We start from the raw sequence: 23,869 nt of genomic DNA on the forward strand, positions 1-23,869 counted from the left end.
CAGCATGAACATCCAACCCATGGCGGATTCAATCCGCTTTTTGGCACTTGATACGATTGTGGCAGCGGGTGAGGGTCATCAAGGCGTCCCGCTTGGTATGGCCGAGATTGCCGCAACGCTTTACGCCAATCACCTCAAGGTTGACCCCAAAAACCCGCTCTGGCCCGACCGCGATCGCGTGGTTCTCTCCAATGGTCATGGATCTATGTTGCTTTATGCGCTGTTGCACCTCTCAGGCTATGAGAAGGTTGATCTTGCGGCGGTGAAATCTTTTCGAAAATTGCACTCGGTCTGCGCAGGCCATCCCGAGATTGAGCAAGATGCAGGGATTGAGGTCACCACGGGGCTGCTTGGCCAGGGCATCGCCTGTGCGGTTGGCATGGCCGTGGCCGAAGAACGGATGCGCGCAGAATTTGGCGCTGATCTCTGCGATCATCGCACATGGGCCTTTGTGGGTGATGGCTGCTTGCAGGAGGGCATTGGCCAAGAGGCGATTTCACTGGCGGGTCACTTGCGCTTGGGGCGCCTGACATTTCTCTGGGATGACAACCATATCACCGATGACGGCGACACTGCTTTGTCGATCAGCGAGGACATTCCCGCCCGTTTCACCGCGGCGGGGTGGCATGTGGTCGAGGTGGATGGCCATGATATCGCCGCGATTGATGCCGCCATTCTATCTGCAAAGTCTGACCCCCGCCCGTCTTTGATTGCCTGCCGCACCACAATCGCGCGCGGCATCCCCCGCCTTCAGGGGCAACGCGGCGGACATAGCGCGCCACTCTCTCCAAAAGACGCGGCTGAGGCGCGCGCTGCGCGCAACTGGACGCACGAGGCCTTTGTGATCCCGCAAGACATTTATGCCGATTGGACAGCCGCAATGTCGCGCGGAAGAGATGCTGCGCGGGATTGGGCCGCGCGTCTAGAGTTCGATCCAAAGACCGCAGAATTCACCCGCCGAATGGAGGGCATATTGCCCCAAAACTGGCCGCAAATTATGGCCGATATTGAGGCGCGTTTAACAGCAACGGACGCAGCCCGCGCGACAATCGCCTCATCGGGTGATGTTTGCGAAAGATTAGAGGCCGCTTTGCCCGAGCTGTGCATTCTCTGCGCAGATTTGGAGGCCCCCACCAATCACAAGCGCGGTCGCACGGCATTCGGCCCTGAGAACCGCCAAGGCAGCTATGTGCATTGCGGGGTGCGCGAGCATTTAATGGGGGCAATGGCCTGTGGGATCGCCGCCCATGGCGGGCTGATTGCGGTCAATGTGACCTATCTGGCCTTCGCAGATTACGAGCGCCCTGCGATGCGGATGGCCGCCTTGATGGGGCTGCCCGTGCTTTTTGTCTTTAGCCATGACTCCATCGGGGTCGGGTCGAATGGGCCAACCCATCAGCCCGTTGAAATCCTCGCCAGTTTTCGCGCTATGCCGAATTTCTGGGTGATGCGCCCCGCCGATGCGCGCGAAACAGTCATGGGGTGGGATCAAGCCCTGCGCCGAAAATCAGGCCCCACCCTTTTGGCGCTCAGCCGTCAGGACTTGGTGCAGCTGCCCCAAATATCGAGTTGTGCCAATGGGGGCTATATCCTGGCAGGCGAAGACCCTCGCGATATCACGCTGATTGCAACAGGCAGTGAAGTTGCACTTGCGCTTGACGCAGCCGCGCAGTTGCAACGGGCAGACATCCGCGCCTCGGTTGTCTCGTTGCCCTGTTGGGAAATTTTCGAAACCCAAAGCCCCACGCAGCGCGCCGCAATCTTGGGCACGGGGCCCAAAATCGGTATTGAGGCCGCTGTGCGGTTTGGCTGGGATCAAATCCTTGCCCCAGAAGATCCGTTTATCGGCATGACGGGCTTTGGCGCCTCTGCAAAAGCGCCCGAACTCTTTGCCCATTTCGGCATCACAACCGAGGCTATTGTTGCCGCCGCCAAAGCACGGCTTGCGCGTTAAGTCGTAAGATAAGTCTCTAGCGTTTTGCGCACCCCCTCACGGGACAGGGCTAGATAGGCATCCGTCACGGGCACATGAATATCAGCGGCAAGGCTTGGGTCGAAGATCGCCTCAAGGCCCAAAATTCGTGTAACCGCCTCGGCCTCATCCACGCCTGAATGAGCGGCGCGCAGGACATCGGCCATAGGATCACGCAACTCAATCGCCTCCCCCGCCTCGTCAAAGCCAGCGGTGTAGCGCATCCACCCTGCAACAGCGAGGATCAGACCCCGATCCTCAGCCCCCTTTTTGCGCGCCGCGCGTAATGTCCCAAGCAGGCGTTGCGGTAATTTCTGGCTGCCATCCATCGCGATCTGCCATGTGCGGTGCTGGATCGCAGGGTTGTTGAACCGCGCACGCAAGGCTGCGGCATAATTTTCGAGCGATACACCCTCAGGCGGGGTCAAATGCGGAATGACCTCGCGCGCCCAAAGACGTTGCGCATAAGCGTCAAACACGCGATCCGCCATAACATCCGTGATCGTATGATGCCCCGCCACATAACCCAAATAGGACAAGGCCGAATGGGAGGCGTTGAGCATCCGAAGCTTCATATCCTCATAGGGGGCGACATCTTGCACCAACTCTGCCCCGACCTGATCCCATGCAGGGCGCACACCGCCGACAAAATCATCCTCCATCACCCATTGGCGATAAGGTTCATGCACCACGGGTGCGGCATCGGCAAAGCCCGTCAGGCGCGCCACTTCTGCCCGTGTCTCATCGGTCGTAGCGGGCACGATCCGATCGACCATGGTTGAAGGAAAGGCCCCATGATCCGCGATCCATTGCGCAAGATCTGGGTCAAGGATTTGTGCAAATTCCAAAACCAGCCCGCGCAAGAGTTTCCCGTTATGAGGTAGGTTATCACAGCACAAAATGGTAAAGGGCGGGATGCCCGCCGCCTTGCGCAAGGCAAGCGCGCGAGTGAGATAGCCAATGCTGCTTTGCGGGCTGTCATGGGTCAAATCATGGATGATATCAGGGTGATCACGATCCAACGCGCCGCTTGCGGGATGGTGGCAATAGCCTTTCTCCGTGACGGTCAGCGAAACAATTTTGACCGAAGGGTCTGCCATTGCGGCCAAAACCGCAGAAGGGTCTTCTGGGGCAACCAAAACCGTGCTTAGGCTTGTAACAAGGAGAAGCTCCGCACCATCTGGGGCAAGTTCCAAAGCGTGATAAACAGCGCCTTGCGGTTGCAGCGCATCACGGGTTGTGGGCGATTTGAGAGAAACCCCGATGATCCCCCAATCCCCGCCTGCCTTTGCCATGGCCTGTTGCGTGTAAATTGCCCCATGCGCGCGAAAAAACGCGCCAAGGCCCAAGTGAACAATGCCCGGGCTTGGGGCAGGTGCCGTGCGGGTCAAAGGGTTATCGGGCAAGCCATCCTCCATCTACATTGATCACCGCACCATGAATATAAGCCGCCGCAGGCGAGGCGAGAAAGGCCGCCGTATGACCAATATCTGACGGCTCGCCCCATCGACCTGCGGGAATGCGCGCCAGAATTGCCGCATTGCGATCGGCATCTTTGCGCAGGTTTTCCGTGTTGTTGGACACAACATAACCCGGCGCAATCGCGTTAACGTTGATGCCGTCTGCCGCCCATTCATTGGCCAAAATTTTGGTTAAACCCGCAACCCCATGCTTTGAGGCGGTATAAGCAGGTACGCGAATGCCACCCTGAAACGCCAACAATGAGGCAATATTCACCACCGCTGCGGGGCCGCGCGGCGCGCGGTCAAGATGCGCCTTGGCGAAGGCCTGCGTGGTAAAAAACAACGCCTTGAGATTTACATCCATCACCGCGTCCCAATCCGCCGCCGTATAATCGAGACTGTCCTCGCGTCGGATGATGCCCGCGTTATTGACCAAGATGGAATAGCCCGCGCCCGCAAAAATTTCGCGCGCGGCCATGGGATCCGCAAAATCAAGGATCATCTCATCGGCAATACCGCCCTTCGCCGCAATCGCCGCGCAAGTTTCAGCGCAGTCGCGCCGCCCCGCACAAGTGACAGATGCCCCTTGATCGGCCAAGGCAAGGGCAATGGCCTGACCAATGCCCGTATTCGCCCCCGTCACCAAGGCCCGTCTGTCGGCGAGGGAAAACGCGCTCATCGCAGATCCTCCAGATCAACAAAATCCATATCCGTGAAATCGACATTATCGCCCGCCATGGCCCAGATGAATCTGTAATGCCCATGCCCCGCGCCCGCATGAATTGACCACGGCGGCGACAGCACAGCCGCCTCATTTCCCACAACCAAATGGCGGGTCTCGTGCGGTTCCCCCATCAGATGCAGCACCCGCGCCTCTGGTGCCATATCCCAATAAAGATAGGCTTCCATGCGCCGATCATGCGTGTGTGGCGGCATCGTGTTCCAGACCGATCCTTGACCCAAAGTGGTGTAGCCCATGACCAATTGGCAGCTCTCCATCACTAAAGGATGGATGAATTGGTTAATCACGCGCTCATTGGCCGTCTCAGCCGCACCCAAGGCCAAGCGGTTGCTGTCTTTCGGTGTGAGATGACGATGTGGATAGCGGTGATGCGCGGGGGCGGAGGTAATGTAAAACCGCCCCGCCCCTGAGAAGGTCACATCACCCGCCGCCATCCCCAGATAAAGCACATCGCCCTGCGCCATCTCCCACAACTGACCATCCGCGCTGACTTGGCCTGTGTCCCCAATATTGACGATGCCCATTTCACGGCGCTCCATGAAACTGGCCGTGCGCGTCTGTCCAATTTTATCAAGGCGCAGACTGCCGCCATTTGGCACGGCGCCGCCAAGGGTGAAGCGGTCATAATGCGAATAACACAGCTTGATCTTGCCGCTCTCAAACAGACCTTCGACCAAAAAGGACGCGCGCAACATTGCCGTATCCATACCCTTTGCGTGGTCAGGGTGAATGGCATGGCGGGTTTCAACCTCGATCATCGGGGCAGTCCTTTCAAAGTTTATAGGCACGGCGCGCAAGCCCCGTGGTTAAGTCCTGCATCAGATCACCCGCTTCGCTTTCGTCCAAGCGGCCTGTGACAATCAATTCCGCCAAATAGGCTGCATCGACCCGCCGGGCGACATCGTGGCGCGCGGGGATCGAGCAAAAGGCACGGGTGTCATCATTGAACCCTGCAAGGTTATAGAACCCTGCGGTTTCCGTAACCGAACGGCGAAAGCGCATCATCCCTTCATAGCTGTCATGGAACCACCAAGGCGGGCCCAGAAAGAGACAAGGATATACCCCCGCTAAAGGTGCCAGTTCGCGGGCGTAGCTGCTTTCATCCAAGGTGAATAGGATCAGATGGAACCCGTCCGCGCGGCCAAATTCCTGCAACAAAGGGCGCAGCGCGGTGACGTAATCGGTGCGTTGCGGGATGTCGTAACCCTTATCCCGACCAAAGCGCGCCAAGACCCAATCGGAATGATTGCGCTGTGATCCTGCGTGTATTTGCATCACCAAACCATCTGCAACCGACATGCGCGCCATCTCGGTCAGCATTTGCGCGCGAAACAACTCGCGCGTGGCGAGGTCAGCTTTGCCTGTCATGACATCGTCAAACAGGGCCGCGGCCTCGGCCCGCGAGAGATTGGCGGTATTGGCCGTTGGGTGGCCATGGTCAGTCGCGGTTGCACCCAAAGATGCAAAATACGCACGGCGCGCATGATGGGCGGCAAGGTAGCTCTCCCATGTTACAGCACCGCCACCATGCGCACAGAAGGCTTCGACATTGCCTATGAACCCATCAAAATCGGGATCAATAACCGCGTCAGGCCGATAGGTGGTGATAACGCGACCCTGCCATCCGCTGTCGCGGATCATGCGGTGATGGGCCAAATCGTCAAGCGCGCTTTCCGTGGTCGCGAGAACATCTAAGTTGAACCGCTCAAATAGGGCGCGGGGCCGAAAGGCGGGGCTTGCTAATTTCTCGTTGATTGCATCAAAAGCCGCGTCTGCCGTCTCTGGCGATAGTCTTTGATCTAGGCCACACAAATCTTGCAGCGCGTGGTCAATCCACATCCGCGAAGGGGTCGCTGCAAAAAGGCGATAGTGCCGCGCAAACAGCCGCCAGATTTTGCGCGGATCCGTTTCCACCGCACCACCATCGGCACGCGGCACGCCTAAATCCTCTAGCGCGACACCTTGGGAATGAAGCATCCGAAACACATAGTGATCGGGCGTGATGAACAGTTTGGCGACGTCTTCAAAGGGTTCATTCTTCGCGAACCACTGGGGGTCGGTATGACCATGGGGTGAGATGATCGGCGCATCTTTGACCTGCGCATAAAGCGCACGGGCCAGCGACCGCGCTGTGGGCTCTGTAGGAAACAGGCGGTCTTCACTTAAAAAGCCCATAGGCGGCCCCTTTTGGTTAATCTTCTTGCAAACTGATATGCTAGTATATAACCTAGGTCAATCAGACAGGGATTGATCCTGAAATGACCCAAGACATGCCACTCATATCGCTTGACCGAACCGCCCGCCCTGCGATCGCGGATTTGGTCTATGGGGAATTGCACAAACAGGTGCTCAACCTTGACCTGAAACCCGGTGAGAAGCTGTCAGAAGCTGAGATCGCAAAACGGTTTGAAGTCTCCCGTCAACCAGTGCGCGATGCATTCTACAGGCTTTCGAAAATGGGCTTCCTGCTGATCCGCCCGCAACGCGCCACATTGGTGTCGTTGATCTCCACCCGGGCGGTGATGCAGGCCCAGTTCATTCGCATCGCGCTTGAGGCTGAGGCCGTGCGCCATGCGGCCACACGGCTTGCCCCCGCAGATATTCAAGCATTGGAGGGGCTGATCGCAGAACAGGCCGCCGCCAAAGACGCTGGCGACAAGCTGCGGTTTCATGCCGCCGATGACGCCTTCCACCGCGAAATCTGTTTGCGGGCGGGGCTAGAATTTACATGGGACCTGATTGCCGAAAACAAAGGCCATATGGATCGGGTCAGAATGCTGTCCTTGGCGTTTTCATCGCAAACGGCATGGGATGATCATATAGCGCTGACCCGCGCCTTAGCTGATCGTGATCCTGATGGCGCGGCAGAGATCATGCGCGCTCATCTCTCACGCATTCATGAACAACTGATCCGTATTCGGGCCGAGCATGAAGCCTATTTCGAAGATGACGACCCAAGCGAGGCAACTCTGCCCCTTGGATTGCGAGAAAAGAGGATGACCTGATGCAAGAACCTGTCGCACGCAACGGAACCCATCTCGCCCCTGATATGATCGCGCGCTACTGGGAGGATGGGTTTCTCTTTCCAATAGATGTTCTGTCACGCGATGAGGCGCAAGCCTACCGCACTCAACTGGAATTGGTCGAGCGTGATTGGCTAGACGGTGATTTGCCCCTGCCCCTCAACACCTACAAACGCGTCAACGCGCAGCTGGTAATGCCCTTTGTCCATGAGATAGCGACTAAGCCACAGGTCTTAGACGTGATCGAAGGCATTCTTGGACCTGATATTTTGATCTATAGTGCCGAGTTTTTCATTAAAAACGCACAAAGCGATCAGTATGTCTCGATGCATCAAGACTTGACCTATTGGGGAATGGGCACCACCTCTGAGATGGTCACCGCTTGGATCGCCCTTTCTCCAGCAACGCGGGCAAGTGGCTGTATGGATTTCGTCAAAGGCAGTCATAAATCGGAAATTCTACCTCATACCGATACGTTCAGTGAAAAGAACCTGCTGTCGCGTGGCCAAGAGATTGCGGTCGATGTGGCCGAGACAGACAAAACCGCCATTGAGCTGATGCCGGGGCAAATGTCGTTACATCACGGGCTGACCATTCATGGCTCTGGTCCAAATGTCTCGGATGATCGGCGCATCGCGGTTGTAGTACGCTATCTCACGCCTAAAGTAGCGCAAAACATGGCCGATCAGGATTTTGCTATGCTTGCGCGTGGCATCGACCGGGTGGGCAAGTTTATCCATTACACCGCGCCGCAAACTCTGTTTGAGTCTCGCGCAATTGATCTTTATGACGAAATAAGGCAGTCGCGCGCCAAAGCGATGATGGCAGGCGCAAAAGCACAAAAAGGCATCTACGCCTAAGACCCCATAGTTTAGAAAGAGCCCTCCCCATGCTCGCGATGCTGCATGTTCTGACACATGACATCCTGCCAGTCTTTGCCATGATGGCACTGGGTTTCATACTCGGTAGGGGTAACTTAGTCAGTGTTCCAGATGCGAAAACGCTTAACCGTGTAGCATTTCTACTACAGCCTGCACTTCTGTTTCCCCTGACGAATTTGCTCGATTGGCATGACTTTCAATTCGACGCAATCGGTCTTTATGCAATTTGCCAAATAATAATATTTAGCATTACTTTTTTCATCTGCCGGATCGTTTTAGGTCGCGAAAAGCTTGAGGCCTGGCTGCTCTCAATGGCCATGATTTTCGTAAACACTTTGCTATACATGTGGCCGATTTCATATCTAATTTATGGCGAAGCCGCAGCCCTTCCGATCACTGCAATTGTGGCATGGGATGCCACTATTACATTTGCTTTCTTCATAATAACAACGGATTTGATGGCCAACTCAAAAGCAAATGTTTACCAATCTATGCGCCGCATAGCACTCAACCCTGTGTTGATTTCAATTTTTTTGGGGATCGTCACCAACTTGATGGGCGTAATAGCGCTGGAACCAATACTCACAGGTCTCGACTTTGCTGGGGCAGCTGCTGCGCCGCTGACGTTATTCGCACTTGGCGTGATCCTATCAAGCCATCCACTTACACCCAACGCCAGTGTCATCATGCTTACAGGGATAAAACTTCTAGCGTTCCCAGCCTTGGTATTTGCAGCTTTGAGCCTTGGAGAACGTCCAGCCCAATGGAATACGCTTGTGGTCCTTTGCGCAGCGGGTCCGTCCGGGGCAATGGCATTTACACTCGCAATGCTACACGGAGTACGCACAGATACTATCGCCCCAGTCATTATCTGGACATCAACCCTCTCGCTGATCTCACTTGCCTGGTTGGCTTAGCAATACCGCTCGATCGTACGCATGTGAGTGTAAGAATAGCGATCCCCGCGGGCAAATCCCACAGGTAACACTGCTTCGATCCGCGCCATATCAGCATCGGAAAGGGCAACCTCATCAGCGCGAACCCATTCCATTAGATGCGCCGCAGTCCGTGTTCCAGGTATGGGAACAAACCCAGCGCCACGCTGCAGCACCCACGCCATTGCCATGGCGGATACAGGTACAGATTTGGCCCTTGCTAATTCTTTGAAGCGGTCGATCAGAGCCTTGTTTTTTGGATAATTCTCGGTTGAAAAACGTGGAATATCACGGCGCAAATCACCCTCGGCCATCAGCGTCGGATCGGGATAATTTTCGCCAAAGACGCCGCGCGCCAGAGGCGAAAACGGCACAAAGGTAATATCCAATTCTTCACAACTTTGGATTACTCCCAATTCCGGCAATCGAGACCAGAGTGAATACTCACTTTGGACTGCAAGCGGGGGTAAAATTGCATGAGCTTCCCTAACTGTCGAAGGCGCTACCTCAGATAGACCGTAACCGCCGATCTTTCCCTCTCGGATCAAATCTTGCATTACCCCGACAGCCTCCGATAAGGGCACTGCGGGATCGCGACGATGCAGATAATATAGTGCGACATGATCTACACCGAGGCGCTTCAGCGATCCTTCTATTTCAGCTCGAATATGGTCGGGGCGGTTGTTAACCGGCTCTTTGGCATCACGTTGGATCCCAACTTTTGTAGCAAGCACAACATCACGACGGGCTTTTTTTAGCCAAGAGCCAAGAACAGTTTCCGATCTCCCCATTCCGTAGACATTAGCCGTGTCCAAAAATGTGATGCCCATCTCATAAGCGCAATCAAGGCACGCGTGGCTTGTTGCCTCATCCGTTTCGCCAAATACACCCGCAAAACTCATACATCCCAAACCAATTGCCCCAACCATGGGCCCATTTGCACCAAGTCTGCGCTGTTTCATAAAGTCCCCTGCATCATTTATAAAAGGTCAGGGACATAGGGGACAGATGAAACCGAACTGTCAAGGTTATGAAAAAAATGACTCTTTTCAAAAACTCAGAAATTGCCCACAGTCGGATCTTAACAAGATCTGAAAGAGGTAGCTGCTAATGTCGATACTCGCGTCTTTGACTCCACGAAAGGGCTTACGCGTTTTGATAACTGCTGGAGCCAGCGGCATAGGCAAACACATCACGGATGGGTTCATAGAAGCCGGCGCTCGTGTCCATATCTCTGACATCAACTCAGATGCCCTCAATGATGCAATAGGCGGCCCAATCACGGGAACCCTAGCAAACTCAGCTAGTCCCGAAGATACCAAGCAGCTGTTTACACAAGCGATGCTAAACCTGGGGGGGCTTGATGTAGTAATTGCAAATTCGGGGATAGCAGGGCCCACAGCAACTATTGATGATGTCTCACCAGAAGATTGGGATGAAACACTCGAAGTTAACCTGAAAGGAGCCTATCTAGCAGCTCACCACTCAAGCAATGAACTAATTAAATCAAAAGGCTTATTTATCGCAATGTCGTCAGCCGCTGGTCGACTTCCCTATGCTTTTAGGACACCTTATTCAGCCTCCAAATGGGGCGTAGTAGGATTGGCTAAATCCCTCGCTGCAGAGCTTGGTCCAAAAGGGGTGCGCGCCAATGCTATTTTACCGGGAATAGTTCAAGGACCCCGCATGGATGGCGTGATATCGGCCCGAGCCGAACAAACAGGCGTAAGCTTTGAAGAAATGCGGAATACATATCTTGCCAAAGTATCGTTGCGTCGAATGGTAAGCCCGCAGGACATTGCATCAATGTGTCTATTTTTGTCATCTCCCGGGGGCTCCAACATTTCAGGTCAAGCTCTAAGCGTCTGTGGTGGTGTTGAAACACTTTAATCCTGCTTGGATCATGTTCATTACACTAAAATACTCAGGTAAGCCTGCTAACAGCTTTTAGAATAAGGAGCCGCCAGAATGCCGAAATCTTCACGTAAGGTGATCATCACATGCGCGGTTACAGGCGCAATCCACACGCCATCTATGTCACCCTTCCTTCCTGTCACCCCACAAGAGATCATTGATGACGGGATCAAGGCCTTTGAGGCAGGCGCATCTATTTTGCACCTGCACGCGCGCGATTCTGAAAATGGACGGCCTACACAGGACCCTGAGATGTTCCGCAAATTCCTGCCACAACTCAAACAGGCAACCTCAGCGGTGTTGAACCTAACCACAGGCGGTTCGCCCCATATGACCGTGGCGGAGCGAATGCGCCCTGCCGCAGAGCTCAAGCCCGAGGTTGCCTCCCTCAATATGGGAAGCATGAATTTCGGACTGTATCCCATGCTTAACCGTTTCAAAGAGTTCAAACATGACTGGGAGCGCGAGCATCTCGAAAACAGCCGCGACCTTGTCTTTAAAAACACATTTGCCGATATCGAACACATCCTGCGCACGGGCAATGCCAATGGCACGCGGTTTGAGTTTGAATGTTATGACACAAGCCATCTCTACAATTTGGCGCATTTTGTGGATCGTGGCTTAGTCAGGTCCCCTTTCTTGGTTCAAACCGTCTTTGGCCTCTTAGGAGGAATTGGCGCGCACCCCGAAGATGTCGCACATATGAAGCGCACTGCAGATCGCTTGTTCGGGGATACTTATGTGTGGTCTGTTTTGGGTGCAGGGCGCAATCAATTCCCCGTGGCGGCCCAAGCCGCTGCGCAAGGGGGGAATATCCGTGTCGGGCTTGAGGACAGCCTTTGGTCGGCGCCGGGTCAATTAGCACAAAGCAATGCCGACCAAGTTAGAAAAGCTCGTGCCTTGCTTGAAGGACTGAGCCTCGAAGTGGCAACGCCTGACGAAGCGCGCGAGATGCTAGATTTGAAGGGGGCGGGTGATGTCGCATTCTGATCCAAAAGGCGCGGTCATTGTCACGGGCGGCTCACGCGGGATCGGGGCCGCAACGGTGCGCCGCTTGGCCCTTGCAGGCTATCCTGTGCTCTTCACCTATCACAGCAACGCCGCCGCTGCTGATACGCTCTGTGCAGACCTTCATGCACAGGACGCGCAAGTGGTGGCACTGCAATCTGATGCGGCTGACCCCGCCGCGGCGGAGGCCGTGGTGACCGAATGCATAAGGCGCTTTGGGGCCCCAATCGCGCTATTTGCAAATGCTGGCATCACGGGACCTGCCCTACCATTGCGTGATCTGGACATGGCTGATCTGCGGCGTGTTATTGATACCAACCTTCTGGGTGTTTTTGCGATCGCCAAGGCCGCCACTGCCGCGATGCCCCAAGGTGGGTCTGTCGTTTTGATGTCCAGCCGTGCGGCAAAACTGGGTGGCGCGGGCGAATGGGTGCATTACGCAGCCTCAAAAGGAGCGATTGACACTATGACCGTCGGCCTTGCCCGCGAACTGGGGCCAGCTGGCATCAGAGTGAATGCGGTGGCCCCTGGCTTGATCGATACGGAGATTCATGCAGCCGCAGGGGTGGGAGACCGGCTAGTCACAATGAAAAAAAATGTACCGATGCAGCGTATCGGACGGGCTGATGAGGTAGCCGAGGTCGTCAGTTGGTTGCTCTCAGACGACGCAAGCTATGTGACTGGAACAATTGTGGAAGTCTCAGGGGGGCGCTAGGCGTTTATAACCCCGCCTAGTATAACCCTAAATCTTCTAATCCACACCATCATTGCCCCTATTGGCCTTGCGTATTAAGGCCAAACAGCAGGGTCAATTTGCCTTCGACTTCGGTAAAAACGGCAAGGGCGCGATTTGCACGCCCTCCTCAATCAATGCTTTGGCTTCACCGGGGGCGGCTTCGCCGTGGATCATGCGCTCAGGCGCGGTGCCATCATGGATTGCGCGCGCTTCTTTGACAAAATTCTTACCAACATAGGTCGAATTTTCTTCGACATGTTTGCGCATCGCTTGGATCATTTCCTGAAGTCTACCATCGGGGGCGCTTAGCGCCCCTGTGGGCAGGGTGCTTGGCACAGGCAGGTTATGTGCAATTTGAGGGCTATCGCCATCGCCATCGCTTGGGGCGACACGAGGAGCCATGATCGCCTTTGTGACATCAGAAGATCCGCAAACACCACAAGACAGCAATTCCCGCTCCGCCAGATCGTCAAAGGCGGCAGCCGATTGGAACCAACTGTCAAACCCGTGCCCTTCAGCACATTTCAACGCATATCGGATCATAGAGTTCCTAACTGTGGCGAAAACGTCAGATTGCAAGTGGCGCTAAGTGTTACATCCTGCGCATTGCCCCCTGCAAGGGTCAAAATCACGTGGCAGGTGGCGGTGGCAGAAACCCTTTCAGGATCGCCTTAAGGTCCGGCTCCCGCACCTTTGACGCGGCCTTTTTCGCAGAAAACCATTTGCGCCGCCGCTCCCCCGCTTCGGGATATTTATCGGCCAAAGATTTCACCTCGACAGGAAAGACGGACACGATACAGGGCACTGGATCGGTGCCATCAATCTCTTTGGAATAGGAATAAAGCCCGACACAAAGGTCTAGGGTCGTGCCGCGCACACCTGCCTCTTCCCATGCCTCTATCCCTGCGGCTTCGGCGGGGGTTTTGCCATCCATGGGCCATCCTTTGGGGATGATCCACCGCTCACTGTCACGCGAGGAGATCAACAAAATCTCGACGCCTTTCTTCTTGCGGCGAAAACACAGCGCTGCAAATTGCGAGCGCGGATCCCGTTTGGATGCCCCCTCAACCCGTAATGGCCCTTGCACTGTGCGAAGATTGCTCATCGCGTTTTATCACCGCTCTTTGTTATATTCGTTATGTCCCAGTTTGCCGAACTTTCCCAAGAAAAGCAAAATAAACCATAAATTTTTCAAGCGGGGGTTGGCGCATGTAGCACCCGCGCCCTTGATCACATTGGCATTTCAACTAACTTTTGCACAAATGCCAATCGAAGGAGCAGCATTGATGACAGTCTCAGGGATTTTGGCCAAATCCGCTTTGGTTTGGGCTGTGGCCACATCAATGGCCGTGGCTGTAGAGGATTTCACATTTCCTTCGATTGACGGCGGTGAATATCAGTTTTCAGACTGGCGCGGGCAGCCAATTTTGGTGGTAAATACGGCATCGCAATGCGGCTTCACACCACAATATGAGGGATTGCAGGCCTTGCATGATCGTTATGCCGATCAGGGATTGATTGTATTGGCCGTGCCTTCCGATGATTTTGGGCAGGAACTGGCCAGCGAGGCCGAAGTGGCCGAGTTTTGTGAATTGAATTACAATTTGACCCTTCCCATGACCGAGATCACGCGGATTAAAGCCCCCGATGCACATCCATTTTTCGAATGGCTCGCACGCGAACATAATGCGCGGCCGTCATGGAATTTTTCAAAGTTCCTCATTGATGGAAATGGTGAATTTGTCGAGGATTGGTCAAGCCTGACAAGCCCGACAAGTGGCGCGATCATTCGGGCGGTTGAGCGCGAATTGGCGCGCTAGTCCTTGTGACCACGCCCGTTTTTCTTGGCTCCGAGATATATCGCGGATCAACCTATGGTTCGTGGCACCCCTTGCGCATTCCGCGTGTCTCAACTGTGATGGATTTATGCCGCGCCATGGGGTGGCTGAGCGCAGCGCAATATCGTCAAAGCCCGCGCGCCAAGCCAAAAGCCTTAACTGCATGGCATGACCCCCTCTATATCGAGGCGCTCATGCGCGCCGAAGAAACCCAAGATGTGGATGACGCAACCCGCGCGCGCCATGGCCTTGGGACTGTGGCAAACCCCGTCTTTCCCGAAATGTATCGCCGCCCCGCCACGGGTGCAGGTGGCGCACTTTTGGCGGTTGAATTGCTGCGCGCGGGCGGTGTTGTTTTTCATCCGGGCGGTGGCACGCATCACGGTCTGCCTGACCGCGCGAACGGGTTTTGCTATCTCAATGACCCTGCGCTTGCGATCACGGCGTTGCGACAGCAGGGGCTGACGCGCATCGCCTATGTCGATATTGACGCCCACCATCCAGACGGGGTGGAGCATGGGTTCAAGGGCGCGCCCGATGTCTTGATGATCTCTGTGCATGAAGAGCGGCGTTGGCCATTTACAGGGGCGCTGGACGATGATGGCGGGGGAAATTGTCTAAACCTGCCCGTCCCGCGCGGGTTTCATGATGCGGAAATGGCACTCATTCGCGATATGCTGATCTTACCCGCCCTAGCGGCGTTTTCCCCTGAGGCGATCGTGTTTCAATGCGGTGCAGATGCGGTGACCGATGATCCGCTCTCAAGGCTCTGTCTCTCTGCGCAAAGCTATTGGGACATGGTCGCTGCCGTTCAATCTTTGCGCTGTCCCCGCCTATTGGTGACAGGGGGTGGGGGCTATAACCCATGGACAGTCGCCCGCGTATGGAGCGGGATTTGGGCCACACTCAGCGGGCAAGATATTCCTGACCGCCTGACGCAAGAAGGCGAAGCGGTCTTGCGGGGCCTATCTTGGGGGGGGCATTCGAAAGGGAAATCACCACCTGCGACATGGTTCACGCAGTTGCATGACCGACAAGACGAGACACCAATTCGCGACACAATCCGAGATCGCATTGCCCTGCTCTCTGCGCGCCCTGCGGCGCAGGGCGTTTTGCCGTAAAAAAGGCGGCCCCGAATAGGGGCCGCCTGATTGTCATTCTCGCACCACAAGGGCTTAGGCGATTTTCGGCAACAAGCTGTCGATTGAAGCCTTCGCATCGCCATAGAACATCCGCGTGTTCTCTTTGTAGAAAAGCGGGTTCTCAATGCCCGAATAGCCCGTACCCTGCCCCCGTTTGGAGACGAAAACCTGCTTGGCTTTCCAGCATTCCAACACAGGCATCCCTGCGATTGGCGAGTTGGGGTCTTCTTGCGCGGCTGGGTTCACAATGTCGTTTGAACCGATCACAATGGCCACATCGGTGGATGGGAAATCCTCGTTGATCTCATCCATTTCCAGAACGATGTCATAGGGCACTTTGGCCTCTGCAAGCAGAACGTTCATGTGACCGGGCAAGCGGCCTGCAACGGGGTGAATGGCGAAACGCACAGTTTTGCCCGCCGCGCGCAGTTTGCGTGTAAGCTCTGCCACACCTTGCTGTGCCTGTGCCACCGCCATGCCATAGCCTGGGATGATGATGATGCTGTCAGCCTCGTTCAGCGCATTGGCCACACCATCGCTGTCGATTGCGATTTGCTCGCCCTCAATGGCCTGCTGCTCGCCTTTGGCACCGCCAAAGCCACCCAAAATCACGCTGATGAAACTGCGGTTCATGGCTTTACACATGATGTAGCTGAGGATGGCGCCCGAAGAGCCCACCAAAGCCCCCACAACAATCAACAGATCATTGCCAAGGCTAAAGCCAATCGCGGCGGCCGCCCAGCCTGAATAGCTGTTCAGCATGGACACAACCACGGGCATATCCGCGCCGCCGATCCCCATGATCAGGTGATAGCCGATAAAGAGCGCCAGAACTGTCAAGGCAATCAATGTCCAGCCGCCTGCGCCGCTCAAATACATCGCGGCCAACGCCAAGGATGCGGCAGCGGCGACAGCGTTCAAGATATGCCCACCAGGCAATTGCTTCGCCGCACTGTTCACGCGCCCTGCAAGTTTGCCATAGGCGATGACGGAACCCGTAAATGTCACAGCACCGATCCAAATCCCCAACACCAACTCAACGCGCAAAATGCCAACTTCAACGGCGGTTTTCTTGCCCAACAGCGCCGCGAAATTGGACAGGGTGCCAAGCATTTCATAAACTGGCGCTGCAATCGGGCCTTTGGGTTGCGGGAAGGCCATACCTGCCTCGCGCAGAACCTCGCCCACGCTGACCAATTCAAGATGCGCGTTAAAGCCAACGAAAACGGCAGCAAGACCCACCAAGGAGTGCATGATTGCCACAAGTTCAGGCATTTGCGTCATTTGCACCTTGGTGGCGAGTTGATACCCAACCCCTGCGCCTGCCACGATCAAGACCAATGACATCAGCCACAGCCCCGAACCTGGGCCGATTAAGGTTGCCGAGATCGCAATGGCCATGCCTGCGATCCCATACCAAACCGCACGCTTGGCACTTTCTTGTCCCGACAAACCGCCCAGCGAGAGGATGAAGAGGACGCCCGCGACTACATAAGCCGCAATGGTGAAACCGAAATCCATATCTGATACCCCTGCTGCTTACGATTTTTGGAACATGGCGAGCATCCGCCGTGTCACGAGGAATCCGCCGAAAATATTAACTGCAGCCATAAAGATACCAAGGGCCGCCAAGATCGTGATCAGCGCAGAGCTAGAGCCGATTTGCATCAGCGCGCCCAAGATCACAATCGAGGAAATCGCATTGGTCACCGCCATCAAAGGCGTGTGGAGGCTGTGCGCCACGTTCCAAATAACTTGGAACCCGATGAACACTGACAGCACAAAGACGATGAAGTGCTGCATGAAGCTTGCAGGCGCAATCAAGCCCACGCCCAAGACCAACGCGGCACCAATCGCCAGAAGGGTAACTTGGTTCTTCGTCTGCGCCTTGAAGGCGGCGATCTCTTGCTCCCGCTTTTCTTCGGGCGTCAGTTCTTTGGGCTTTTCACGCTTCTGCGCGGCAATAGCCGCCACTTTGGGTGGGGGCGGTGGGTAAGTGACCTCACCGCCAAACACCGCAGTTGCCCCGCGGATCACGTCATCCTCCATGTTGTGCACGACCTGACCATCCTTTGCTGGGGTAAGATCGGCCAACATATGGCGGATATTCGTGGCATAGAGGGTTGAGGATTGCGCCGCCATACGGCTAGGGAAATCGGTGTAGCCGATAATCAACACGCCATTGTCGCTGACAATCCGCTCATCTGCCTTGGTCAATTCACAATTGCCGCCCCTTTCTGCCGCCAGATCGATGATCACCGAGCCAGGCTTCATGCTTTCGACCATGTCTTTGGTCCACAGCAATGGCGCAGGGCGGCCTGGGATCAAGGCCGTGGTGATCACGATATCCATATCTGGCGCGATCTCGCGGAATTTGGCCAATTGCTTGGCTTGGAACTCAGGACTTTGGGGAGGGGCATACCCACCAGTCGCTGCCCCATCGGGCAATTCGTCATCTGAGAATTCAAGGAACACGAATTCTGCGCCCATGGATTCAATCTGTTCTGCAACTTCGGGACGCACGTCAAACGCATAGGTGATTGCGCCCAAAGATGTGGCCGTGCCGATGGCAGCTAGTCCCGCAACGCCTGCACCAACCACCAAAACCTTTGCAGGGGGAACCTTGCCTGCGGCAGTCACCTGACCTGTGAAGAAGCGGCCAAAGTTATTGCCCGCCTCAATCACCGCGCGATAGCCTGCGATATTAGCCATTGAGGAGAGCGCATCCATTTTCTGCGCACGGCTGATGCGGGGCACCATATCCATTGCGATCACATTGGCACCTTTGCTGCGGGCCAATTCCATCAACGCCTCATTCTGGCCGGGCCAGAAAAATGAAATCAGGGTATGCCCTTCGCGCAAGCGCTTGACCTCAGCCTCTTGGGGCGGGCGCACTTTGATCACAACATCCGAGGCTTTGCACAAGGCCGCCGCTGTTTTCACAACGCTGACGCCTACCGCTTTGTAGACTGCGTCTGAAAAGCCAGCTGCTGCACCCGCACCTGTTTCGATCACGCATTCATGGCCAAGCTTCTGCAATTGCGCCGCGCTGTCGGGTGTCATCGCAACCCGCGCTTCGCCCTGTTCGATTTCTTTTAAAGCGCCAATTTTCACGCTACATTCCCTCCAGTTTTTGGTGGCTCCCGCCCCCATAACAACTGCCGCAGATGGATACAACGGCCCATTCCGCGACATAATATTTCGTATACAACCGCATACCGCGCAATATCTATTCAAAACAAGGATTGGCTCAAGTTGCGGCAATGTCCAGAGGCAGAACGCAGCCGCGCCAGATCAATTGACCTCAACGGGCAGATGCGGCAGCAATTCGAAAAGAGGAGTGGCCAAGATGACAGATTTCACCAAAACCCGTGCGGCGTTCCATATTCCCGATGGGGTGATCTATCTTGATGGCAATTCCCTCGGACCCCTTCCCTTGGCGGCACAAGCAGCAGCCAGCCAGACCTTGACCGACCAATGGGGTGAGATGTTGATCACCGCATGGAACCGCGCAGGCTGGATTGATCTGCCGCGCAAATTGGGGGATCGCATCGCTCCGCTGATTGGGGCTGAGCCTGAAACAGTTCAATTGGGCGATACATTATCCTTGAAACTTTATCAGGCGCTTGGGGCCGCTTTGGCGATGACCGATCGCAAGGTGATCCTCAGCGATCAGGGCAATTTTCCGTCCGATCTCTATATGGCCGAAGGGTTGATCCAAACCATGGGCCAAGGTGACGAACTGCGCTTGGTTGCACCCGAAGCCGTGGAGGAAGCACTCAGTGACGAGATCGCCGTGCTGATGCTGACCCAAGTTGATTATCGCACAGGCCGCAGGCATGACATGGCGCGCCTGACGGCTCGGGCGCATGAATTAGGGATTATCACAATCTGGGACTTGGCCCATTCGGCGGGGGCGTTCCCCGTGCATCTGGCGCAAACAGGCGCGGATTTTGCGGTCGGATGCAGCTATAAATACCTTAATGGCGGGCCAGGGGCGCCCGCCTTTATCTATATCGCCCCGCAATATCGTGACCAAGCGCATACCGTTCTCAACGGGTGGCTTGGGCACGCGACACCCTTTGCGTTTCCCCTAGACTATACGCCCGCTACAGGGGTGGATCGGATGCGGATTGGCACCCCTGCGGTGGTGCAGATGCAAATCCTAGATGCCGCCCTTGATGTGTGGCAGGGGGTTGATCTGAATGATCTACGTGCGGCCTCGGTCGCGCTGTCCGAGCGTTTGATTGCAGGCATTGAGGCCAATTGCCCCAATCTGCGCCTTGCAAGCCCCCGCGACCCCGAGCAACGCGGCAGTCAGGTATCATTTCATTTCGAACAGGCTTATGCCCTATGCCAAGCCCTGATCGCGCGCGGCATCATCGGAGACTTCCGCGCCCCCGACATTCTGAGATTTGGGATTGCGCCGCTTTACATCGGCACGGCTGAAATTGACGCAGCCATTGGCGCAATTTCGGAAATCATCAAAGGCCAGCTTTGGGATCGCCCCGAATGGAAGACACGCAACGCAGTGACCTAAGGCCACCTGATTGCATACCGCTGAGTGCAGATAAACCTTTAAAATACAAATAAATTTTTGGTTTACATATCCAAAAATTTTCGTCAGTTTGAAGCATCTTTCCCCGCCTGAAAGGCGTGACGGCATATGCTACAAGATCATCCGCTGCGCTATGCGCTTGCCAATGAGTTGCACGCGCGGCCCTTTCCTTCGCTGAACGCGCCTTCGCAGGCTTTGTTCCTCGCGATCAAACAGCCGCAAAATGCTGCCAAGCGCGACCGCGCTCTTGATCGCGCGCATCTTATCGCGCTGCTTGATCGGTTCGGCGCCGCGCATCCGCAGCCTGATGCCACCCATTATTTCGGTGATATGGGCAAGTTCCGTATCAAATGGGAAATGCACACGGAATTTGTAACCTATACCGTCTTTGTGGACGGGCCAGAAACACGCGCCTTTGATCCTGAGTTGTGGCAGGTCTTTCCCGAGGAATGGCTAAAATCCGCACCCGGTGCGCGGATCACATCCCTGCATATTCGCGTGGCCAATGCCCCAAGCGATGCCCAGATCGCACAAGAGATTGACGAGTGGTTCGTTCCAGAAAGCCTTGCCGTCAGTTCGGTTCTCGATGGAAGTGCTGTGATTGCAGGCGATTTTCGCATTGATAGCGGCGGGCATATGCGCTTTGCCGTTTTTGTGGATAGCGAGACAGGCCAACGGCGTATCGGCCGCGTGGTGCAGCGTATTTGCGAAATCGAAACCTATAAAACCATGTCCATGCTCGGCCTTCCCCGCGCGCGCGATATTGGCGCAAGGATGGGCGAGTTGGACGAAACCCTGTCGCAACTTGTCGCTGATATGAATGGTGACTTGGCACAGCCCGAAGACACGCTTGATCAACTTCTCTCCATCGCCGCGGAATTGGAGAAATTGCAATCTGAAAGCGCGTTTCGCTTTGGGGCCACGACCGCCTATAATGCGCTCGTCAATCAACGCATAAACGTGCTGCGCGAAGAGCGGTTCGCGGGGCGGCAAACCTTTGCGGAATTTATGATGCGCCGCTTTGACCCCGCCATGCGAACCGTCAAGGCGAATGAAAACCGCCTGCAACAGATCACAGATCGCGCCATTCGCGCGGGCGATTTGTTGCGCACACGGGTCGATGTGGGGCGGTCTGCGCAGAACCAATTGCTGCTGGAAAGCATGAACAAACGCGCGGATCTGCAGTTGCGGCTGCAAAAAACGGTTGAGGGTCTTTCGGTCGTGGCCATCAGCTATTACGCCATCAATCTGGTGGCCTATCTTTTGGCCCCTTTGTCCGAACCTTTGGGAATTTCCAAAACCACACTCACAGCCGCTGCGGTGATCCCTTTGATCGGGCTTGTCTGGTTTGTGATCAACCGCCTGCGCCGCCATATCGAATGAGGGCTTGCGCAGGGTTTATGCGCTGATTTAGGCTTGTGCGCATGAACACCACCACGCCTTTAATCGACCCATTTGCCCGCGCGATTTCCTATCTGCGCGTCTCCGTCACGGATCGCTGCGATTTTCGCTGCGTCTACTGTATGGCGGAGAATATGACATTCCTGCCCAAGGCCGAATTGTTGAGCTTGGAAGAGCTGGATCGGCTTTGTTCCAGTTTCGTCAATCTTGGGATCAAGAAACTGCGGATCACAGGCGGGGAACCCTTGGTGCGCCGTGGCATCATGACCTTTTTCGAGGCGATGGGACGGCATCTGGAAACAGGCGCGCTCGAGGAATTGACCCTCACCACCAATGGCAGCCAACTTAGCCGCTTTGCGCAGCCGCTTTATGATTTGGGGATGCGGCGGATCAATGTCTCGCTTGATACGCTGAAGGATGACAAATTCGCCGCCATCACCCGATGGGGCCGCCTGCCCCAAGTCCTCGCGGGAATCGAGGCCGCGCGCGCCGCGGGTCTGCGCGTCAAAATCAATGTGGTGGCCCTTAAAGGGTTCAATGAGGATGAACTGTTCGACATCCAATCCTGGTGCGCGCAGCACGATATGGATCTGACCTTTATCGAGGTGATGCCAATGGGCGATCTGGGCAATGAAGACCGCCTAGACCAATATTGGCCCCTGTCGGATTTGCGCGGGCGTCTGGCCACGCGCTTTACTCTGACCGATCTGGCCGAACGCACAGGCGGCCCTGCCCGCTATGTCCGCCTTGAGGAGACAGGGCAGAAAATTGGGTTCATCACGCCGCTCACACATAATTTCTGCGAAAGCTGCAATCGCGTGCGCCTGACCTGCACGGGGCAGCTTTATATGTGCTTGGGGCAAGAGGACATGGCCGACCTACGCGCCCCCTTGCGCACCAGTGATGATAACGCCACCCTAGAGGCCGCCATCCGCACAGCCATCGCCCGCAAACCCAAAGGCCATGATTTCGACTATTCCCGCCAAAAAGTGGCGGGTCAGATGTCACGGCATATGAGCCATACGGGGGGGTAGGTTTACCCCTTCAGCCCGCCGCCATCCGCCGCTCTACGATCTCGGCCCACCAGCTGCAGCCTGCGGGGATGGCTTCATCGTTGAAATTGTATTTTGGGTGATGCACGCCTGCGCTGTCACCATTGCCGACCAGAATATAGGCCCCAGGGCGGGAATTGAGCATGAAGGCGAAATCTTCGCCGCCCATGATCAGGGGCGCTTCGACACAATCGCCTGAAACGGCGCGGGCGACTTCGGCGGCGAATTCGGTTTGCGCCTCCGAATTGATCATCACAGGATAGCCATGGTGATACTGCACCTCGGCCTGCCCGCCAAAACCCTCGGCGGTGGCTTTGGCAATCGCGGTAATCCGCGCTTCGGCCAATTCTCGCAGATCAGGGTCAAGCGTGCGCACAGTGCCGCGCAGATGGATTTTCTCCGGGATCACGTTATAGGCCTCGCCCGCGCTGTGCATCGCCGTCACCGAAACCACCACCTGTTTCACAGGGTCGGCATTGCGGCTGGCGATGGTTTGCAGGGCAAGCACCAGATGGCTGCCCATCACCACAGGGTCAATCGTGTCTTGCGGTTTGGCGGCATGGCCCCCTTTGCCCGTCAGGTAAATATCGAATTGATCGGTCGCGGCGAAAAATGGACCAGGTCGGATCGCGAATGCGCCCGTGGGCATCCCCGGCCAATTATGCATCCCGTAGACCTCTTGGATGCCGAAACGCTCCATCATCCCGTCATCAACCATTTCGCGGCCGCCGCCGCCGCCCTCTTCGGCGGGTTGGAAGATGATGGCAACCGTGCCATCAAAATTGCGCGTCTCGGCCAGATATTTCGCGGCACCGAGCAACATGGCCGTATGCCCATCATGGCCGCAGGCATGCATTGCACCGGGTGTTTTCGAGGCATAATCAAGCCCCGTTTCTTCATGGATCGGCAGAGCATCCATATCTGCGCGCAACCCGATGCAGCGACCCGATGCAGTGGATTTGCCTTTGATGATGCCCACAACCCCTGTGCGCCCTAAGCCCGTAACCACCTCGTCACAGCCAAATTCGCGCAACCGCTCGGCCACCACAGCCGAGGTGCGATGGGTTTCAAACAGGATTTCGGGGTTCTCGTGCAGATCGCGCCGCCACGCGGTGACTTCGGGCAGCAATTCGGCAAAACGGTTTTTGATCGGCATAAGAGGCCCCTTTCTTGTGCATAGGCTGTCTCACGAAAACTATAGCCC

The 23,869-nt window shown here is 55.7% G+C and carries 22 protein-coding genes; 12 read left to right on the forward strand and 10 right to left on the reverse strand.

The window, feature by feature from the left end; all coding sequences use genetic code 11:
• Positions 1-4 precede the first annotated feature (4 nt).
• Positions 5-1,954, forward strand: a complete 1,950-nt coding sequence (locus tag AAC622_RS07870; RefSeq protein ID WP_340261248.1) for a transketolase family protein — start codon at positions 5-7, stop codon at positions 1,952-1,954.
• Here the strand turns inward: AAC622_RS07870 and AAC622_RS07875 are convergent.
• The 4 genes from AAC622_RS07875 to uxaC are packed head-to-tail and all read right to left on the reverse strand — an operon-like array spanning position 1,951 to position 6,352.
• A complete protein-coding gene (locus AAC622_RS07875; RefSeq protein WP_445322607.1) occupies positions 1,951-3,378 on the reverse strand; it encodes a mannitol dehydrogenase family protein in 1,428 nt (475 codons plus the stop codon). The genes AAC622_RS07870 and AAC622_RS07875 overlap by 4 nt on opposite strands.
• A complete protein-coding gene (kduD, locus tag AAC622_RS07880) occupies positions 3,368-4,114 on the reverse strand; it encodes a 2-dehydro-3-deoxy-D-gluconate 5-dehydrogenase KduD (RefSeq protein ID WP_340261251.1) in 747 nt (248 codons plus the stop codon). The genes AAC622_RS07875 and kduD overlap by 11 nt, the downstream gene beginning before the upstream one ends.
• Positions 4,111-4,935: a 5-dehydro-4-deoxy-D-glucuronate isomerase gene (kduI, locus tag AAC622_RS07885; protein WP_340261252.1), complete on the reverse strand. Its 825-nt coding sequence runs from the start codon at positions 4,933-4,935 to the stop codon at positions 4,111-4,113. The genes kduD and kduI overlap by 4 nt, the downstream gene beginning before the upstream one ends.
• Positions 4,936-4,948: 13 nt before the next feature.
• Positions 4,949-6,352 (reverse strand): glucuronate isomerase, encoded by a 1,404-nt coding sequence (uxaC, locus tag AAC622_RS07890; protein ID WP_340261254.1) that lies wholly within the window; start codon positions 6,350-6,352, stop codon positions 4,949-4,951.
• A gap of 83 nt (positions 6,353-6,435) precedes the next feature.
• Here uxaC and AAC622_RS07895 point away from each other — a divergent pair, with 83 nt between their 5' ends.
• From AAC622_RS07895 to AAC622_RS07905, 3 genes are read left to right on the forward strand one after another with little or no spacing between them, the layout of a single operon-like run.
• Positions 6,436-7,182: a GntR family transcriptional regulator gene (locus AAC622_RS07895; RefSeq protein WP_340261256.1), complete on the forward strand. Its 747-nt coding sequence runs from the start codon at positions 6,436-6,438 to the stop codon at positions 7,180-7,182.
• Entirely contained in the window at positions 7,182-8,060 is an 879-nt protein-coding gene (locus tag AAC622_RS07900) for a phytanoyl-CoA dioxygenase family protein (protein WP_340261257.1), read from the forward strand. The genes AAC622_RS07895 and AAC622_RS07900 overlap by 1 nt, the downstream gene beginning before the upstream one ends.
• A 29-nt stretch (positions 8,061-8,089) precedes the next feature.
• Positions 8,090-8,998: an AEC family transporter gene (locus tag AAC622_RS07905; protein WP_340261258.1), complete on the forward strand. Its 909-nt coding sequence runs from the start codon at positions 8,090-8,092 to the stop codon at positions 8,996-8,998.
• On the opposite strand, the gene AAC622_RS07910 is transcribed toward AAC622_RS07905, so the two are convergent.
• Entirely contained in the window at positions 8,995-9,978 is a 984-nt protein-coding gene (locus AAC622_RS07910) for an aldo/keto reductase (RefSeq protein ID WP_340261259.1), read from the reverse strand. The genes AAC622_RS07905 and AAC622_RS07910 overlap by 4 nt on opposite strands.
• Positions 9,979-10,126: 148 nt before the next feature.
• Between AAC622_RS07910 and AAC622_RS07915 the strand changes: the two genes are divergently transcribed.
• From AAC622_RS07915 to AAC622_RS07925, 3 genes are all read left to right on the forward strand, one after another.
• On the forward strand, positions 10,127-10,906 hold the full coding sequence (locus AAC622_RS07915; RefSeq protein WP_340261260.1) for an SDR family oxidoreductase: 780 nt from the start codon (positions 10,127-10,129) through the stop codon (positions 10,904-10,906).
• A gap of 78 nt (positions 10,907-10,984) precedes the next feature.
• Positions 10,985-11,920 (forward strand): BKACE family enzyme, encoded by a 936-nt coding sequence (locus tag AAC622_RS07920; protein ID WP_340261261.1) that lies wholly within the window; start codon positions 10,985-10,987, stop codon positions 11,918-11,920.
• On the forward strand, positions 11,907-12,653 hold the full coding sequence (locus AAC622_RS07925; protein ID WP_340252297.1) for an SDR family oxidoreductase: 747 nt from the start codon (positions 11,907-11,909) through the stop codon (positions 12,651-12,653). Before AAC622_RS07920 ends, AAC622_RS07925 begins: the two co-directional genes overlap by 14 nt.
• 93 nt (positions 12,654-12,746) lie before the next feature.
• Here the strand turns inward: AAC622_RS07925 and AAC622_RS07930 are convergent, their stop codons facing one another.
• Together AAC622_RS07930 and AAC622_RS07935 are read right to left on the reverse strand one after the other, a co-directional pair.
• Positions 12,747-13,217, reverse strand: coding sequence for a DUF1178 family protein (locus AAC622_RS07930; RefSeq protein ID WP_340261262.1), 471 nt, complete (start codon positions 13,215-13,217; stop codon positions 12,747-12,749).
• Between the two features lie 85 nt (positions 13,218-13,302).
• Complete coding sequence (locus AAC622_RS07935) at positions 13,303-13,779, reverse strand: NUDIX hydrolase (protein ID WP_340252301.1); 477 nt, start codon at positions 13,777-13,779, stop codon at positions 13,303-13,305.
• 181 nt (positions 13,780-13,960) lie between these two features.
• Between AAC622_RS07935 and AAC622_RS07940 the strand changes: the two genes are divergently transcribed.
• On the forward strand, positions 13,961-14,494 hold the full coding sequence (locus AAC622_RS07940; RefSeq protein WP_340261263.1) for a glutathione peroxidase: 534 nt from the start codon (positions 13,961-13,963) through the stop codon (positions 14,492-14,494).
• A 5-nt stretch (positions 14,495-14,499) separates the two neighbouring features.
• A complete protein-coding gene (locus AAC622_RS07945; protein ID WP_340261264.1) occupies positions 14,500-15,633 on the forward strand; it encodes an acetoin utilization protein AcuC in 1,134 nt (377 codons plus the stop codon).
• A gap of 54 nt (positions 15,634-15,687) precedes the next feature.
• Here the strand turns inward: AAC622_RS07945 and AAC622_RS07950 are convergent, their stop codons facing one another.
• On the reverse strand, positions 15,688-17,175 hold the full coding sequence (locus AAC622_RS07950; protein ID WP_340261265.1) for an NAD(P)(+) transhydrogenase (Re/Si-specific) subunit beta: 1,488 nt from the start codon (positions 17,173-17,175) through the stop codon (positions 15,688-15,690).
• Between the two features lie 18 nt (positions 17,176-17,193).
• Complete coding sequence (locus AAC622_RS07955) at positions 17,194-18,768, reverse strand: Re/Si-specific NAD(P)(+) transhydrogenase subunit alpha (protein ID WP_340261266.1); 1,575 nt, start codon at positions 18,766-18,768, stop codon at positions 17,194-17,196.
• A gap of 235 nt (positions 18,769-19,003) precedes the next feature.
• Here AAC622_RS07955 and kynU point away from each other — a divergent pair, with 235 nt between their 5' ends.
• The 3 genes from kynU to moaA all read left to right on the forward strand — a co-directional run bounded on the left by kynU (position 19,004) and on the right by moaA (position 22,647).
• A complete protein-coding gene (gene kynU, locus AAC622_RS07960) occupies positions 19,004-20,194 on the forward strand; it encodes a kynureninase (RefSeq protein WP_340261267.1) in 1,191 nt (396 codons plus the stop codon).
• Positions 20,195-20,320: 126 nt separating this feature from the next.
• A complete protein-coding gene (locus AAC622_RS07965) occupies positions 20,321-21,595 on the forward strand; it encodes a DUF3422 family protein (protein ID WP_340261268.1) in 1,275 nt (424 codons plus the stop codon).
• A 41-nt stretch (positions 21,596-21,636) separates the two neighbouring features.
• On the forward strand, positions 21,637-22,647 hold the full coding sequence (gene moaA / locus AAC622_RS07970; RefSeq protein ID WP_340261269.1) for a GTP 3',8-cyclase MoaA: 1,011 nt from the start codon (positions 21,637-21,639) through the stop codon (positions 22,645-22,647).
• 10 nt (positions 22,648-22,657) lie between these two features.
• Here the strand turns inward: moaA and AAC622_RS07975 are convergent, their stop codons facing one another.
• Entirely contained in the window at positions 22,658-23,821 is a 1,164-nt protein-coding gene (locus AAC622_RS07975; RefSeq protein ID WP_340261270.1) for a M20 aminoacylase family protein, read from the reverse strand.
• Positions 23,822-23,869: the final 48 nt, after the last annotated feature.

Source organism: Roseobacter sp. HKCCA0882 (assembly GCF_037805225.1).
Taxonomy (GTDB): Bacteria; Pseudomonadota; Alphaproteobacteria; order Rhodobacterales; family Rhodobacteraceae; genus M30B80.

Excerpts from the sequence above, each read along its gene's own strand:
- AAC622_RS07935 (WP_340252301.1), bottom strand. The coding sequence starts at position 13,779 with ATGAGCAATCTTCGCACAGTGCAAGGGCCATTACGGGTTGAGGGGGCA.
- AAC622_RS07900 (WP_340261257.1), top strand. The coding sequence starts at position 7,182 with ATGCAAGAACCTGTCGCACGCAACGGAACCCATCTCGCCCCTGATATG.
- AAC622_RS07975 (WP_340261270.1), bottom strand. The coding sequence starts at position 23,821 with ATGCCGATCAAAAACCGTTTTGCCGAATTGCTGCCCGAAGTCACCGCG.
- AAC622_RS07910 (WP_340261259.1), bottom strand. The coding sequence starts at position 9,978 with ATGAAACAGCGCAGACTTGGTGCAAATGGGCCCATGGTTGGGGCAATT.
- kynU (WP_340261267.1), top strand. The coding sequence starts at position 19,004 with ATGACAGATTTCACCAAAACCCGTGCGGCGTTCCATATTCCCGATGGG.
- AAC622_RS07930 (WP_340261262.1), bottom strand. The coding sequence starts at position 13,217 with ATGATCCGATATGCGTTGAAATGTGCTGAAGGGCACGGGTTTGACAGT.
- AAC622_RS07895 (WP_340261256.1), top strand. The coding sequence starts at position 6,436 with ATGACCCAAGACATGCCACTCATATCGCTTGACCGAACCGCCCGCCCT.
- kduI (WP_340261252.1), bottom strand. The coding sequence starts at position 4,935 with ATGATCGAGGTTGAAACCCGCCATGCCATTCACCCTGACCACGCAAAG.
- AAC622_RS07905 (WP_340261258.1), top strand. The coding sequence starts at position 8,090 with ATGCTCGCGATGCTGCATGTTCTGACACATGACATCCTGCCAGTCTTT.
- AAC622_RS07925 (WP_340252297.1), top strand. The coding sequence starts at position 11,907 with ATGTCGCATTCTGATCCAAAAGGCGCGGTCATTGTCACGGGCGGCTCA.
- AAC622_RS07915 (WP_340261260.1), top strand. The coding sequence starts at position 10,127 with ATGTCGATACTCGCGTCTTTGACTCCACGAAAGGGCTTACGCGTTTTG.
- AAC622_RS07940 (WP_340261263.1), top strand. The coding sequence starts at position 13,961 with ATGACAGTCTCAGGGATTTTGGCCAAATCCGCTTTGGTTTGGGCTGTG.
- AAC622_RS07920 (WP_340261261.1), top strand. The coding sequence starts at position 10,985 with ATGCCGAAATCTTCACGTAAGGTGATCATCACATGCGCGGTTACAGGC.
- moaA (WP_340261269.1), top strand. The coding sequence starts at position 21,637 with ATGAACACCACCACGCCTTTAATCGACCCATTTGCCCGCGCGATTTCC.
- uxaC (WP_340261254.1), bottom strand. The coding sequence starts at position 6,352 with ATGGGCTTTTTAAGTGAAGACCGCCTGTTTCCTACAGAGCCCACAGCG.
- AAC622_RS07870 (WP_340261248.1), top strand. The coding sequence starts at position 5 with ATGAACATCCAACCCATGGCGGATTCAATCCGCTTTTTGGCACTTGAT.
- kduD (WP_340261251.1), bottom strand. The coding sequence starts at position 4,114 with ATGAGCGCGTTTTCCCTCGCCGACAGACGGGCCTTGGTGACGGGGGCG.
- AAC622_RS07965 (WP_340261268.1), top strand. The coding sequence starts at position 20,321 with ATGCTACAAGATCATCCGCTGCGCTATGCGCTTGCCAATGAGTTGCAC.
- AAC622_RS07950 (WP_340261265.1), bottom strand. The coding sequence starts at position 17,175 with ATGGATTTCGGTTTCACCATTGCGGCTTATGTAGTCGCGGGCGTCCTC.